Annotated in this window: 14 protein-coding genes and 2 pseudogenes; 15 read left to right on the top strand and 1 reads right to left on the bottom strand. The window is 63.8% G+C overall.

Features of this window, described 5'->3' with window-relative positions:
• The first annotated feature begins 1 nt into the window (after position 1).
• The 13 genes from urtC (at position 2) to ureG (ending at position 10050) form a co-directional block, all read left to right on the top strand.
• Complete coding sequence (gene urtC, locus OKW40_RS20375) at positions 2-1201, top strand: urea ABC transporter permease subunit UrtC (protein ID WP_184059694.1); 1200 nt, start codon at positions 2-4, stop codon at positions 1199-1201.
• Positions 1201-2064: an urea ABC transporter ATP-binding protein UrtD gene (urtD, locus tag OKW40_RS20370; protein WP_187611808.1), complete on the top strand. Its 864-nt coding sequence runs from the start codon at positions 1201-1203 to the stop codon at positions 2062-2064. The genes urtC and urtD overlap by 1 nt, the downstream gene beginning before the upstream one ends.
• Positions 2065-2114: 50 nt before the next feature.
• Positions 2115-2807, top strand: coding sequence for an urea ABC transporter ATP-binding subunit UrtE (gene urtE, locus OKW40_RS20365; RefSeq protein ID WP_429407179.1), 693 nt, complete (start codon positions 2115-2117; stop codon positions 2805-2807).
• 73 nt (positions 2808-2880) lie between these two features.
• Entirely contained in the window at positions 2881-3240 is a 360-nt protein-coding gene (locus tag OKW40_RS20360) for a hypothetical protein (RefSeq protein WP_429407181.1), read from the top strand.
• A 58-nt stretch (positions 3241-3298) separates the two neighbouring features.
• A complete protein-coding gene (locus OKW40_RS20355) occupies positions 3299-3496 on the top strand; it encodes a hypothetical protein (RefSeq protein ID WP_184059700.1) in 198 nt (65 codons plus the stop codon).
• A gap of 80 nt (positions 3497-3576) precedes the next feature.
• Complete coding sequence (locus OKW40_RS20350) at positions 3577-4446, top strand: urease accessory protein UreD (protein ID WP_429491223.1); 870 nt, start codon at positions 3577-3579, stop codon at positions 4444-4446.
• A gap of 214 nt (positions 4447-4660) precedes the next feature.
• A complete protein-coding gene (locus tag OKW40_RS20345; protein WP_090803364.1) occupies positions 4661-5473 on the top strand; it encodes a transporter substrate-binding domain-containing protein in 813 nt (270 codons plus the stop codon).
• A gap of 161 nt (positions 5474-5634) precedes the next feature.
• Complete coding sequence (gene ureA, locus OKW40_RS20340) at positions 5635-5937, top strand: urease subunit gamma (RefSeq protein WP_008923043.1); 303 nt, start codon at positions 5635-5637, stop codon at positions 5935-5937.
• A 25-nt stretch (positions 5938-5962) separates the two neighbouring features.
• Entirely contained in the window at positions 5963-6268 is a 306-nt protein-coding gene (locus OKW40_RS20335; RefSeq protein WP_018419648.1) for an urease subunit beta, read from the top strand.
• An 87-nt stretch (positions 6269-6355) separates the two neighbouring features.
• Positions 6356-8062, top strand: a complete 1707-nt coding sequence (gene ureC, locus OKW40_RS20330) for an urease subunit alpha (protein ID WP_429491221.1) — start codon at positions 6356-6358, stop codon at positions 8060-8062.
• 2 nt (positions 8063-8064) lie between these two features.
• A complete protein-coding gene (gene ureE / locus OKW40_RS20325; protein ID WP_429407189.1) occupies positions 8065-8700 on the top strand; it encodes an urease accessory protein UreE in 636 nt (211 codons plus the stop codon).
• Entirely contained in the window at positions 8687-9367 is a 681-nt protein-coding gene (locus OKW40_RS20320) for an urease accessory protein UreF (RefSeq protein WP_429492008.1), read from the top strand. The genes ureE and OKW40_RS20320 overlap by 14 nt, the downstream gene beginning before the upstream one ends.
• A 20-nt stretch (positions 9368-9387) precedes the next feature.
• Positions 9388-10050: an urease accessory protein UreG gene (ureG, locus tag OKW40_RS20315; protein ID WP_184020910.1), complete on the top strand. Its 663-nt coding sequence runs from the start codon at positions 9388-9390 to the stop codon at positions 10048-10050.
• A gap of 168 nt (positions 10051-10218) precedes the next feature.
• On the opposite strand, the pseudogene OKW40_RS20310 reads toward ureG, so the two are convergent.
• Positions 10219-10284: pseudogene (locus OKW40_RS20310) on the bottom strand (4Fe-4S binding protein); the annotation flags it as partial.
• 186 nt (positions 10285-10470) lie between these two features.
• On the opposite strand from OKW40_RS20310, the pseudogene OKW40_RS20305 reads away from it, so the two are divergent.
• Both OKW40_RS20305 and OKW40_RS20300 read left to right on the top strand, forming a co-directional pair.
• Positions 10471-10781, top strand: a pseudogene (locus OKW40_RS20305) (DUF4148 domain-containing protein).
• A 260-nt stretch (positions 10782-11041) separates the two neighbouring features.
• The gene (locus OKW40_RS20300) at positions 11042-12973 is read left to right on the top strand and encodes an acyltransferase family protein (RefSeq protein WP_184059711.1); all 1932 of its coding nucleotides are present in this window, start codon (positions 11042-11044) and stop codon (positions 12971-12973) included.
• Positions 12974-13112: the final 139 nt, after the last annotated feature.

Here is a 13112-nt window from a genome sequence, read left to right as displayed (position 1 = left end):
GATGACATCGGCTACTTCATCGGCAGACCCCGCTTCCGCTTCGTCGTCGCGCGCCGGCGCCGCCGGCGCTGGCGGCGCGCGCGAGTCCAACACCGGCTTCGCGCTCGGCCTGCCACCGCGGCCCGCGCTGTTGTCGCGTCGCGCGTGGCTCGCGCTGATCGCGCTGATCATCGTGTTCGGCCTCGGCGTGCCGTTCGCCGCGCTGGTGATTCCGGAGACGAGCGCCTTGCATCTGTCCGCGTATGCGATGACGCTGACCGGCAAGTTCATGTGCTATGCGATCGCCGCGCTCGCACTCGATCTGGTGTGGGGCTACTGCGGCATCCTGAGTTTGGGTCACGCTTTGTTCTTCGCGCTCGGCGGCTACGCGATCGGCATGTACCTGATGCGCGCGATCGGCCACGACGGCAAGTACGGCAGCGATCTGCCCGACTTCATGGTGTTTCTCGACTGGCACCAGTTGCCGTGGTACTGGCAGGGCACGCAACATCTCGGCTACGCGCTCTTGCTCGTCGTGCTGGTACCCGCCGTGCTCGCGTGGGTGTTCGGCTTCTTCACGTTCCGCTCGCGCGTGAAGGGTGTCTATCTGTCGATCATCACGCAGGCCATGACCTTCGCCGCGATGCTGCTGTTCTTTCGCAACGAGACGGGCTTCGGCGGCAATAACGGCTTTACCGACTTCAAGCGCATCGGCGGTTTTCCGATCACGCATCAGGGCACGCGCGCCGCCTTGCTGCTCATTACGTTCGCGGTGCTGATCGCCGCGTTCATCGGCGCGCGCGCGATCGTCACGTCGAAGCTCGGCCGCGTGGTGAGCGCGGTGCGCGACGGCGAAACGCGGCTGATGTTCCTCGGCTACAGCCCGCTCGCGTACAAGCTGTTCGTGTGGACCGTGTCGGCGGTGCTGTGCGGCATCGCGGGCGCGTTGTACGTGCCGCAGGTCGGCATCATCAATCCGGGCGAGATGTCGCCGGGCAACTCGATCGAAATGGCGATCTGGGTGGCGGTCGGCGGACGCGGCACGCTGATCGGCCCCATCATCGGCGCGTTCGCCGTGAACGGTGCGAAGAGTTTCTTCACGGCGAACTTCCCCGAATACTGGCTGTTCTTTCTCGGCCTGATCTTCGTGCTGGTGCCGCTGCTGCTGCCGAACGGCATCATGGGGCTCGCCGATCTGCTGACGCGTAAAAGGGACCGCTGATGAACGAAAACCCGATGGTTCCCGATCTGGATTTACCCGAAGCACCACCGGAACGCTCGCTGAGCGGCGTCGCGAGCATGGGACACGCGGTCGTGCCCGGCGAGATCGACGTATCGCACGGCACGATCCTCTACCTCGAAGACGTGACGGTCAGCTTCGACGGCTTTCGCGCGCTGAACGCGCTGTCGCTCGCGATCGACGCGGGCGAACTGCGCTGCATCATCGGCCCGAACGGCGCGGGCAAGACGACGATGATGGACGTGATCACGGGCAAGACCGCGCCCGATCACGGCAAGGTGTTTCTCGGCCAGTCGATCGATCTCACGCGCATGAACGAACCGGCGATCGCGCGCGCCGGCATCGGCCGCAAGTTCCAGAAGCCGACCGTGTTCGAGCAGCATCCGGTGTGGGAAAACCTCGAACTCGCGATGAAGACCGACAAGGGCTGGTGGGCGTCGCTGCGCGCGCGGCTCGATGGCGACGCGCAGGCCCGCATCGAGGAAACGCTCGCGCTGATCGGGCTGGAAAGCGAAGCGCGAAGGCTCGCCGGCGAGCTATCGCACGGCCAGAAGCAGCGCCTCGAAATCGGCATGCTGCTGATGCAGCAACCGGCGCTGCTGCTGCTCGACGAACCCGCGGCCGGCATGACCGACGACGAAACGATGCAACTCGCCGAATTGCTCAACCACCTGCGTGGCACCTGCTCGATGATGGTCGTCGAGCACGACATGGAGTTCGTTGCGGCGCTCGCGGGCGACACAGGCAAGGTGACGGTGATGGCCGAAGGCCGCGTGCTCGCGCACGGCACGCTCGACGAAGTCAAGCGCGACGAGACGGTGATCGAGTCTTATCTAGGCCGCTGATTGCTGCTGGAAGCGGCACCGCATCGTCAACCCGACAGGACGACTGAACAATGCTCGAAGTAGACCGACTGAACCAATACTACGGCGGCAGCCATATTCTGCGCGACGTGAAGCTCACGGTGCCCGACGGCAAGCTGACGGTGCTGCTCGGGCGCAACGGCGTCGGCAAGACCACGCTGCTGCGCTGCCTGATGGGCGTCGTGCCCGCGAAAAGCGGCGCGATCGCATGGCGCGGCGAACAGTTGATGAAACTGCCGACCCATGCCCGCGTCGCTCAGGGGCTCGCCTACGTGCCGCAGGGCCGCGATATCTTTCCGCGCCTCACCGTCGAGGAAAATCTGCTGGTGGGCGCCGCGAGCAGAAAGGCGCCGAAGAAAATCCCCGAGCGCATCTACGAGCTTTTCCCGGTACTGAAGGACATGCGCAACCGGCGCGGCGGCGATCTCTCCGGCGGTCAGCAGCAACAGCTCGCGATCGGCCGCGCGCTGATGAGCGAGCCGCAACTGCTGATCCTCGATGAGCCGACCGAGGGCATCCAGCCGTCGATCATTCAGGACATCGGCCGCACGCTGCGGCAGCTCGTCGAGGACATGGGCATGACGGTGCTGCTGGTCGAGCAGTACTACGACTTCGCCAAAGCGATCGCCGATCGTTACTGGGTGATGAGTCGCGGCGAAATCGTCGCGGGCGGCGACGGCGCGAACATGGATGCGGATGGGGTAAGGGGGTTGATTGCCGTGTAAGCGAGCTCAAGTTATCCGCCGCGCAACCGTTACACAGGCTAGGCAACCGCAACGGTTCGACGAGGTGGACACCATGGACGACAACAAGCAGGCCAGACGCGAGTTTTACAGAAACCCAGCCTCCTATTGCAGGGTGATGAACGTCGTGTCGGCGGTCACTTTTGGTCTATTCGAAGTGGACAGCGGCGGTACGGTCGGCATGCTGTCGGTGCGCTGGGAGAAGCTCGGCAACGAACTCGCGCCGCAGCTGCACGCGTATTACGACAGCTGGCACGTGCTCGCGTCGTTCCCCGACGTTCTCGCGAGAATGGCCGGGACGACCGGGCCGTCGTGTTCGCCGGAAGCTTTCTGTCAGCTATTGCTCGACTGCGGATTCATCAATCGCGCGGAACGGGGCGTGGACGATCACGCCGAGCCGACACTCGTACGCTAGACGCCGCCGCGATACGGCCTGGGTCGGCGACACAACATCGATATAGAGGGAGAAAAGCATGTCCGTGACGGTTCACGTCGAATATCAGTATTGCCAACATGGCAAGAAAGCAATCCAGACAGGCAGCGACTCGTTGACCGTCCAGGAAAACACCCCCCGCGCGATCCTTGCGTTGCTGCGACTGTTGCATCCGCAGTGGGAGGGCATCAAGGTGCTGTCGGTGACCGAAGCCTCGCCCGAGAGTACCGCGTCGTAGCCGCTGCCGCGGCTTCCGCGGCTTCCGCGCTTCGACACGCGTGCTATCCTCGTCGCACGCCGATTCCCCCATCCATCCGCATGTCGCTTCACGAAAACCACGCCACGCTCGCCGCCGCGCACCCGCCGTGGCGCGCGCGACTCGAACTCGGCTTCGTCGGCGGCGACGCTCGCACGACGCTCGCGCACCGGCTGCACGACGGACCGCTGCGCGTGCAACGGCCGCTCTATCCGGAAGGCCCGTCGATCTGTCACGCGGTGATCGTGCATCCGCCCGGCGGCGTCGCGGGTGGCGATCAGCTCGACATCGACATCACGCTCGCCGCGCAAACGCATGCGGTGCTGACGACGCCGGGCGCAACCAAGTGGTACAAGTCGAACGGCCGCGCGGCGCGGCAGCGCATCGCGCTGCGTGTCGGTGAGCACGCGAAGCTCGACTGGCTGCCGCAGAACAACATCGTGTTCGATCACGCGAACGCGCACCTCGATTTTTCGCTGACGCTCGCCGACGGCGCGAGCGCAATCGGCTGGGACGCGACCCAGCTCGGACGCCAGGCGGCCGGCGAACGCTGGTCGGCGGGTAGCTTGCGCGCGGTGTCGCGCATCGTCGGCGCGAATGGCGAGCTGCTGTGGTTCGAACGCGCGAGCCTCACCGCCGACGATCCGCTGCGCGACGCGCCGCAGGGGCTCGCCGGCTTTCCGGCCTACGGCACGCTGTGGGCCGTAGGCGCCGCTTGCGACGACGCGCTCGCCGAATCGCTGAGCGCGCAACTGCCGTTCGACGACACGTTGCGAGCAGCCGCCTCGTGCGTGACGAACGGCGTGCTGCTCGTGCGCGCGGTGTCGCGCTCGATGGAAACGCTGCAGCACGCGCTCACGCGCTGTTGGCTGCAATTGCGGCCGGTCGTGCATGGTGTCGCGGCGGTGCCGTTGCGGATCTGGTCGACCTGACAGCGCGGCTTCCCGCTTTCGTCTTCATCACGCTCTTTGCGCACCAAGACGGCGCACGCGCACGCCCCAACCATGTGCGCGAACCGGCGTAGCACGCCGCCCCGCCACGCCGCATAGGGATGGCACACAGCTTGCATGCACTCGCCACTTCGCGGCCGGCCACGATGAAGCCAGCGACGACCCGACACCCACGACACCACCACTGCTCACGCCCATGACCCGCACTCTCTCCCGCTCCGCGCGCCGCGCCTTGCTAGCCGCATTGCTCGCCTTGCCCATCGTCGCCGATCTCGCGTTTCATGCGGGCCCCGCGCACGCCGACACGCTCGACAACATCGCCAAGGCCGGCGTGCTGAAGGTCGCCGTGCCCGAGGACTATCCGCCGTTCGGCTCGGTCGGCCCCGACATGAAGCCGCAGGGCTATGACATCGACACGGCCGCGCTGCTCGCCAAAGCGATGAACGTGAAGCTCGAACTCGTGCCGGTCAACAGCGCGAACCGCATTCCGTATCTGCAAACGGGCAAGGTCGACCTCGTGATCTCGTCGCTCGGCAAAACGCCCGAGCGCGAGAAGGTGATCGACTTTTCGAGCGCGTACGCGCCGTACTACCAGGGCGTGTTCGGTCCCGCCGACATCAAGGTGAGCGGTCCCGCCGATCTCACCGGCAAGACCGTCGGCGCGACGCGCGGCGCGCTCGAGGAAATCGGTCTCACGCAGATGGCGCCGAACGCGACGATCAAGCGCTTCGAGGACAACAACGCGACGATCGCCGCGTTCCTGTCCGGCCAGGTGCAGTTGATCGCGGCCGGCAACATCGTCGCGGCCGCGATCCTCGCGAAGAATCCGCCGCGCCGTCCGGAGCCGAAGTTCGTGATCAAGAACTCGCCGTGCTTCGTCGGCATGAACAAGAACGAGCCGCGCCTGCAACAGAAGGTCGATGCCGCGATCGCCCAGGCCAAACACGACGGCACGCTCGGTGCGATGTCGAAAAAGTGGTTCGGCGCACCGCTGCCCGCCGATCTGTAATTTTGCAGACGCGGTGGCATGCGCGGTCGCAAACGTAGTTGTAAGCGCGCCGTTAGCCGGACTTGATACCGTGACCGGATGATCGCGCGACGCCAGGCCCCCGTCACCGCGACGCGACCACGACGCCGCCACGACACATCAAACGCCGAGACCCACACCCGATGAAGCTGACACCTCGCGAGAAGGACAAGCTGCTGATCTTCACCGCCGCGCTGCTCGCCGAACGGCGCCGCGCGCGCGGCCTCAAGCTGAACTATCCGGAGGCGGTCGCCTTCATCACCGCCGCGCTGATGGAAGCCGCGCGCGACGGCAAGAGCGTCGCCGAGGTGATGCACTATGGCACCACGCTGCTCACGCGCGCCGACGTGATGGAGGGCGTGCCCGAGATGATCCCCGACATCCAGGTCGAAGCGACGTTTCCCGACGGCACCAAGCTCGTCACCGTCCATCACCCGATTCCCTGAACTCCTCTTCGTCAAGGCAGGCCCCATGATTCCCGGCGAACTCCTCATCGACGACGGCGAGCACGAACTGAACGCGGGCCGCGCGACGGTCACGGTGGTCGTGTCGAATACCGGCGACCGTCCCGTGCAGATCGGCTCGCATTATCATTTCTACGAGGTGAACGACGCGCTGTCGTTCGATCGCGAAGCGGCGCGCGGCTTTCGCCTGAATATCGCGGCGGGCACCGCGGTGCGCTTCGAGCCCGGTCAGGAGCGCACGGTCGAACTCGTCGCGCTGGCCGGCGAGCGCATCGTCTACGGCTTCAACGGCAAGGTGATGGGCAAGCTGTGATGCGCTGCCCGCGCCCTGGCGTTTCGACCGCCCTGCTCCGCCTTGCCTTGCCTGTCGCTCGCTTGTAGCTCATTCCGGACCCACACCATGACACTACGCATTGGCCGCCGCGCATACGCGGAGATGTTCGGCCCTACCACCGGCGACCGCGTGCGCCTCGCCGACACCGAACTGCTGATCGAGATCGAGCGCGACTTCACGACCTACGGCGAAGAGGTCAAGTTCGGCGGCGGCAAGGTGATTCGCGACGGCATGGGCCAGTCGCAGCGCGTGCATGCCGAGGTCGTCGATACCGTCGTGACGAACGCGGTGATCCTCGATCACTGGGGCATCGTGAAGGCCGACATCGGCATCAAGGACGGCCGCATCGCGGCGATCGGCAAGGCCGGCAATCCCGACATCCAGCCGAACGTGACGATCGCGATTGGCGCGGCCACCGAAGTGATCGCGGGCGAAGGGCTGATCGTGACCGCGGGCGGCATCGATACGCACATCCACTTCATCAGCCCGCAGCAGATCGAGGAAGCGCTCGCGAGCGGCGTGACGACGATGCTCGGCGGCGGCACCGGCCCCGCGACCGGCACCAATGCGACCACCTGCACGCCGGGGCCGTGGCATCTCGAACGCATGCTGCAAGCGGCCGACGGCTATCCGATGAACCTCGGCTTTCTCGGCAAGGGCAACGTGAGCCAGCCGGCACCGCTGACCGAACAGATCGCCGCGGGCGCGATCGGTTTGAAGCTGCACGAAGACTGGGGCACGACGCCCGCGGCGATCGACAACTGCCTTGGCGTCGCCGACGATACCGACACGCAGGTCGCGATCCACACCGATACGCTAAACGAAGCGGGCTTCGTCGAAGCGACCGTCGCCGCGTTCAAGGGCCGCACGATCCACACGTATCACACCGAAGGCGCGGGCGGCGGCCACGCCCCGGACATCATCAAGGTGTGCGGCGAAGCGAACGTGCTGCCGTCGTCGACGAATCCGACGCGGCCCTACACGGTCAACACGCTCGACGAGCATCTCGACATGCTGATGGTGTGCCATCACCTCGATCCGTCGATTGCCGAAGACATCGCGTTCGCCGAATCGCGGATTCGCCGCGAGACGATCGCCGCCGAGGACATCCTGCACGATCTCGGCGCGCTGTCGATGCTTTCTTCGGATTCGCAGGCGATGGGCCGCGTCGGCGAAGTGATCATCCGCACGTGGCAGACCGCGCACAAGATGAAGGTGCAACGCGGCGCGCTGCCCGAGGACAACGCGCGCCACGACAATTTCCGCGCGAAACGCTATGTCGCGAAGTACACGATCAATCCGGCGATTACGCACGGCATCGCGCATGAAGTCGGTTCGATCGAACCGGGCAAGTGGGCCGACCTCGTGTTCTGGGAGCCGGCGTTCTTTGGCATCAAGCCGTCGCTGATCCTGAAGGGCGGCATGATCGCGATGGCGCAGATGGGCGATCCGAATGCATCGATTCCGACGCCGCAGCCCGTGCACTATCGCGAGATGTTCGCGACGCGCGGGGGAGCGCTGGGCCGCACGTCGCTGACCTTCGTGTCGCAACTCGCCGCCGATGCGAATGTGGCCGAACGCTATGGTTTGCACAAGCGCATCGTCGCGGTGAAAAACTGCCGCAACGTGACGAAGGCCGACATGATTCACAACGCGTGGCGCCCGAACATCAGCGTCGATCCGGAAACCTATCAGGTGATCGCCGACGGCCAGTTGCTGACCTGCGATCCGGCCTCCGTGCTGCCGATGGCGCAACGCTATTTCCTGTTCTGATCATGCGTACACTGAACAAACTTCTCGCGCCGCATCTGAAGATCGCGCCGGTACTCGTCAAGCGCGCGCCGACCTTGACGCTCGCGTTCGATGAACGTCGCAAGAGCCGTCTCGCCGCGACGCTCGATGACGGCGAGGAAGTCGCATTGCTGTTGCCGCGCGGCACCGTGCTGCGCGATGGCGACGTGCTCGTCGCCGATGATGGCGGGCTCGTGCGTGTCGTTGCGGCTGATGAAGCCGTGCTTGTCGTACGCGCATCGGACGCGTTGACGTTGACGCGCGCCGCCTATCACCTCGGCAATCGTCATACGCCGGTCGAAGTGGGCGCCGATTATCTGAAGCTCGAATACGATCCGGTGCTCGCCGACATGCTCAAGCGCATCGGCGCGACGGTCGAGCAGGTGTCGCTGCCGTTTCAGCCTGAGGCCGGGGCGTATGGCGGTGGACATAAGCATGGGCACGACGAGACGTTCGCCGAGGACTATGCGATCGCGCAGCAGGTGTTTGGTGAGCATCATGGGCATGAGCATGCTCATGCCCATGAGGGCTCTTCGCACTCGCACGATCACGACCATGACCACGTGCACGACGAATCGTGCGGACATGGACACCACCCGCATCGTCATGCGCATCGCTGAATTCACCGCGCTGCTGCATCTCGCGTCGCCAGCACTGCCGATCGGCGCGTTCAGCTATTCGCAGGGTCTCGAAGCGGCGATTGAAGTGCAGCTCATCACCGATGCCGACTCCGCGCGCACGTGGATTGAACGCGGCCTGACCGACGTGCTCGCGCGCGGCGAGTTGCCGTTCCTCGCGCAGCAGATCGAACGCTGGCGCACGCACGACGCCGTGGAACTCGTCGACGCCAACGCCGAATTCCTCGCGAGTCGCGAGTCCGCCGAACTGCGCCGCGAAACGGAGCAGATGGGCTGGTCGCTGCGACAGCTGTGCGTGTCGCTCGAATGGGGCGACGTGGCGAGGCGCGAAACGCTCGCGTCGCTGACGCCACTCGCGCAGCCGAGCGCGTTCGCATTCGCCGCTCACGCGCACAATGCTCCGGTCGATGCCGCGCTCGCCGCCTATGCGTTCAGCTGGGTCGAGAACCAGGCCGCCGCCGCGTTGAAGGCGGTGCCGCTCGGCCAGCTCGCGGGGCAACGCATCATCGTCGCGCTGCGTGAGCCGATCGAGGCGGCCGTCGCGCGCGCGCTCGCGACCTCGCGTGACGACCTCAACACGTTCGCGCCGCAGCTCGGCATTCTGTCGGCGCGCCACGAGTCGCAGTATTCGCGGCTCTTCCGCTCGTAGCACGATTCCCACGATCCATCATGAACGCATCTCATCATTCCGCTTCCCATACCGCGAGCCAGATCCGCACGAAGAAGCTGCCGCCGCTGCGCGTGGGCGTCGGCGGCCCGGTCGGCTCGGGCAAGACCACGCTGCTCGAAATGCTGTGCAAGGCGATGCGCGACCAGTACGACCTCGTCGCGATCACGAACGACATCTATACGAAAGAGGATCAGCGTCTGCTGACCGTCGCGGGCGCGCTGCCGGCCGAGCGCATCATGGGCGTCGAGACGGGTGGCTGCCCGCACACCGCGATCCGCGAGGACGCATCGATCAACCTCGAAGCGGTCGACCGCATGCTCACGCGTTTTCCGGATGCGGACATCGTGTTCATCGAATCGGGCGGCGACAACCTCGCGGCGACTTTCAGCCCGGAGCTGTCGGACCTGACGATCTACGTGATCGACGTCGCGGGCGGCGAGAAGATTCCGCGCAAGGGAGGACCTGGGATCACGAAGTCGGATCTGCTCGTGATCAACAAGACGGATCTCGCGCCGCTGGTGGGCGCGAACCTCGACGTGATGGCATCGGACGCGAAGAAGATGCGCGGCGAGCGGCCGTTTGTGATGTGCAATCTGAAGGCGCTCGAGGGTCTTGATGACGTGGTGAAGTTTATTGAAAAGAAGGGGTTGTTGAAGGTGTGAACAAGTAGCGCTGGCGCGTGCACAGCAAACAGCGACGATCGGCTCCCGCCAGACCTTCGCATCTTCGATCACCGCACCATAGGCGGTGATGAACGTCATCCACACCGACGCAACGCGAAAAGCCCGTCATCAGCTTAAGAAACGACGACTGTAAATTCGACCCCTGATTCAAAGTCCAGCGCGTTCAGGGCACGCCATCACGCAAAGACCGCACGAGCGGCAGGCGTGCGCGTTCGGTGTCCAGCGTCTTTCTTGGACGCTCGTTCAGACGTCTGGCATCTACAAGGTGGTGAGAGAGGGCGACGCCGGCTCCGGCTTCGAAGTGACATGCGTCGAAGGCGAGCATTTTCCGCCCACACGCAGCGGCAAGCGTGCGCATTATGAGTTGGTTCACGGCGCGCGCAGGGAAGGAAACGTACTATGAGAAATCGGCCTGGAACACGGTCAATACTTCCCGCTCTGGTGAGTTTGCTCGCCGGCTGTGTCGCTAGTGGCTTGCCGTATACCGGGCCGCACCTCACTCCGACAGAGTGCCGCGACCTGCCGGCGCTCAAGACAAACGCGCCCCTACGATGGCGCAGCACCAAAGCGAACTCGCTGCCTTGAGGAAAGCGGGCTACGACCCGTCACCGTGGTTTGATGATCCGTATTACCCGGATGATCTACAAGCGGCACAGCGCCTGGTCGACTATTGGTTCCAAACGGAGTGCCAACACCCTCGACCCGGCTGAGATAGAGAGATCGAGGACTGACTTGGATGTCACCGCGCGGCCAGGAGCGGCCAGTCGACATAGCAGCTCGAATCGCTAACAATCTGGGCTGAATATCGAGGCAACGCAATGCGGTTTTGATGCAGCAGAACGGTGGGGCTACCCGGGAAGCCGTTAAACTGTTGGGTTTTGTCGAGCGCGTGACGGCATGAGGGAGCGCCCTGCGCAACTACTTAGAATGCATTCAGTTCGGGCGGCACTAGCTGGCCCAACCGCCAAGTATGGAATTTAGAAAAGACATAAACGGCCTGCGCGCGATTGCGGTTATAGCAGTTGTTCTCTTTCACTATGGCGTCAGGTATTTCGACGGTGGATATGTCGGCGTAGACGTGTTTTTCGTCATCTCGGGCTTCCTGCTAACGTCGATCGCGCATGGCAGGCTCCAAAAGCGCCAATACTCCGCCGTTCAATTCATGTTGAACCGTCTTCGCCGGATATTTCCTGCCCTTCTGGTGACGGTGATCGGATCCTGGATATGGGCGACGCTGTTCTACCTGCCCGATGACTTCAGCAGGCTTGTTCGGAACGGCACGGCGGCGCTTTTGTTCCGGTCGAACTACGCGTTCCTCGGCGACGCGGGTGGATATTTCGCGCCCGATGCGCGTTCGAACATTCTTTTGCATACGTGGTCGCTCGCTGTTGAGTCTCAGTTCTACCTCATGTTCGCGATCACATGCGCGCTGTTCTGGCCAGCGGCCGGGGCGCGGCGGAAGGTGGCGGGATGGCTGCTGTTTGGCGTTGTCGCTCTATCGTCGCTGGCATGGTGTGTCGTCCATACGCCTGCGCATCAGCCGAGCGCCTTTTACCTGCTATGGGGCCGCGCGTGGGAGTTCATGGCTGGTTCGGTGGTGGCTCTGCTCCCGGCCAGACCGCGTCGCGGCGCTGCAAACGTCGTGGCGGTTGCGGGCGCGGCCCTGTTGTTGGCCGCGGTATTCGATCTTCGCGCGGACGATCCCTATCCCGGTTGGCGAGCGATCCTTCCTGTCGCGGGAACTGCGCTCATCATCTATGCGGGTGAAGGTTTCCTGACGACGGTTCTTTCTAGCGGGCCGCTTCAGTTTCTCGGCGCAATTTCCTATTCGGTTTATCTATGGCACTGGCCGATCCTGCTCATGTTTCGAGAGCGTGCGGGTGCCGAGCCGTCGCCCCTTCAGGTGGCGCTTCTGATTCTTGTTTCGATCGCGGCTGGATGGCTTTCCTACGCATGTGTCGAGCAACCGGGGCGAAAGCGGTTGGGCAATGTTCCCATCACTGTCTTGCTGGCGGCTTGCGTCGCCTCGGGCTTCGCCTTCACTGCGGTTCTCAACAAAACGGACGGCCTGCAAGGCAGGCTACCGCCGTACCTCCGCGCCGCGTCGACGGCCATGAAGAGCGAGGGACCGCGCTCGTATGAGTGTCAAAGAGACGTGGATGGCACCAAGCATTCGCCAGGCGATTTTTGTAGTTTGGGCGGCATGCCGTCGGGCGCTAATCCGACGATCATGCTGTGGGGCGACTCGTTCTCCAACATGGTCCAGCCAATTGTAGACGGTGTCTCAGCTGAGACGCATGTTCCCGGCATAGTTGCTACGCTGGGTGGGTGTCCTCCGTTCAGGGGGAAGGTATTTCCGGGTTCCGGGGCAGAGATTTTTCCGGGGTGTGAGCGATACGCAAACTTCGCCTTTGATCACTTCATGGATACACCGTCGATCAAGCTCGTCGTGGTGGCGGGTGACTGGCAACGATATGAGCCGATCTACGAAGGGAACGTGTTGAAGGGTATCGCAAAGGTTCTAGCAGCCCGTGGTGGAAAGATGGTGCTTGTCACTGCGGTGCCGAATCCTCGGGGCGATTCGCCACGCGATTGGGCTCGTATCCAGGTTGCGGCCGGTCACGAGATATCCGACGTGACTATTTCACGACCGTGGCAAGCGGATATCGTTCAACGGGGCAATCAGATTGCCGACATTGCGAAGCAGGTTGGCAATGTAACCCTCGTTGACCCATTCGACGCGCTTTGCAATCAGCAAGTGTGCTTTACAGTCAAGGACGGAGTAGGGCTGTACAAAGACACCGACCATCTGACACAAGACGGCGTGAGGCTGCTGGCTCCGCGTCTATCGTCAACGATACGACAGGCTCTGGTGGACATCGGCGCGGTCAAGAAGCCGTGAGCAAGTGCTTTGAAGAATGACAGCAACAAGTTTGCCCTAAAGGAGCCTAACTTGGTTCTCAGACGGAATGTGCCCCGGCTTGAATAAGCGTCTTGGTCTGGCGTGCTAGATGGTTTGAGTGTCTGCTATCAAGAAACGC

Origin of the sequence: Paraburkholderia sp. RAU6.4a, assembly GCF_050435625.1 — a bacterium.
GTDB classification, from domain to species: domain Bacteria; phylum Pseudomonadota; class Gammaproteobacteria; order Burkholderiales; family Burkholderiaceae; genus Paraburkholderia; species Paraburkholderia tuberum.
Note: the sequence above shows the minus strand (reverse complement) of the source record. Positions and strands in the feature narration are given on the sequence as shown.

Excerpts from the sequence above, each read along its gene's own strand:
- urtC (WP_184059694.1), top strand. The coding sequence starts at position 2 with ATGACATCGGCTACTTCATCGGCAGACCCCGCTTCCGCTTCGTCGTCG.
- urtD (WP_187611808.1), top strand. The coding sequence starts at position 1,201 with ATGAACGAAAACCCGATGGTTCCCGATCTGGATTTACCCGAAGCACCA.
- urtE (WP_429407179.1), top strand. The coding sequence starts at position 2,115 with ATGCTCGAAGTAGACCGACTGAACCAATACTACGGCGGCAGCCATATT.
- OKW40_RS20360 (WP_429407181.1), top strand. The coding sequence starts at position 2,881 with ATGGACGACAACAAGCAGGCCAGACGCGAGTTTTACAGAAACCCAGCC.
- OKW40_RS20355 (WP_184059700.1), top strand. The coding sequence starts at position 3,299 with ATGTCCGTGACGGTTCACGTCGAATATCAGTATTGCCAACATGGCAAG.
- OKW40_RS20350 (WP_429491223.1), top strand. The coding sequence starts at position 3,577 with ATGTCGCTTCACGAAAACCACGCCACGCTCGCCGCCGCGCACCCGCCG.
- OKW40_RS20345 (WP_090803364.1), top strand. The coding sequence starts at position 4,661 with ATGACCCGCACTCTCTCCCGCTCCGCGCGCCGCGCCTTGCTAGCCGCA.
- ureA (WP_008923043.1), top strand. The coding sequence starts at position 5,635 with ATGAAGCTGACACCTCGCGAGAAGGACAAGCTGCTGATCTTCACCGCC.
- OKW40_RS20335 (WP_018419648.1), top strand. The coding sequence starts at position 5,963 with ATGATTCCCGGCGAACTCCTCATCGACGACGGCGAGCACGAACTGAAC.
- ureC (WP_429491221.1), top strand. The coding sequence starts at position 6,356 with ATGACACTACGCATTGGCCGCCGCGCATACGCGGAGATGTTCGGCCCT.
- ureE (WP_429407189.1), top strand. The coding sequence starts at position 8,065 with ATGCGTACACTGAACAAACTTCTCGCGCCGCATCTGAAGATCGCGCCG.
- OKW40_RS20320 (WP_429492008.1), top strand. The coding sequence starts at position 8,687 with ATGCGCATCGCTGAATTCACCGCGCTGCTGCATCTCGCGTCGCCAGCA.
- ureG (WP_184020910.1), top strand. The coding sequence starts at position 9,388 with ATGAACGCATCTCATCATTCCGCTTCCCATACCGCGAGCCAGATCCGC.
- OKW40_RS20300 (WP_184059711.1), top strand. The coding sequence starts at position 11,042 with ATGGAATTTAGAAAAGACATAAACGGCCTGCGCGCGATTGCGGTTATA.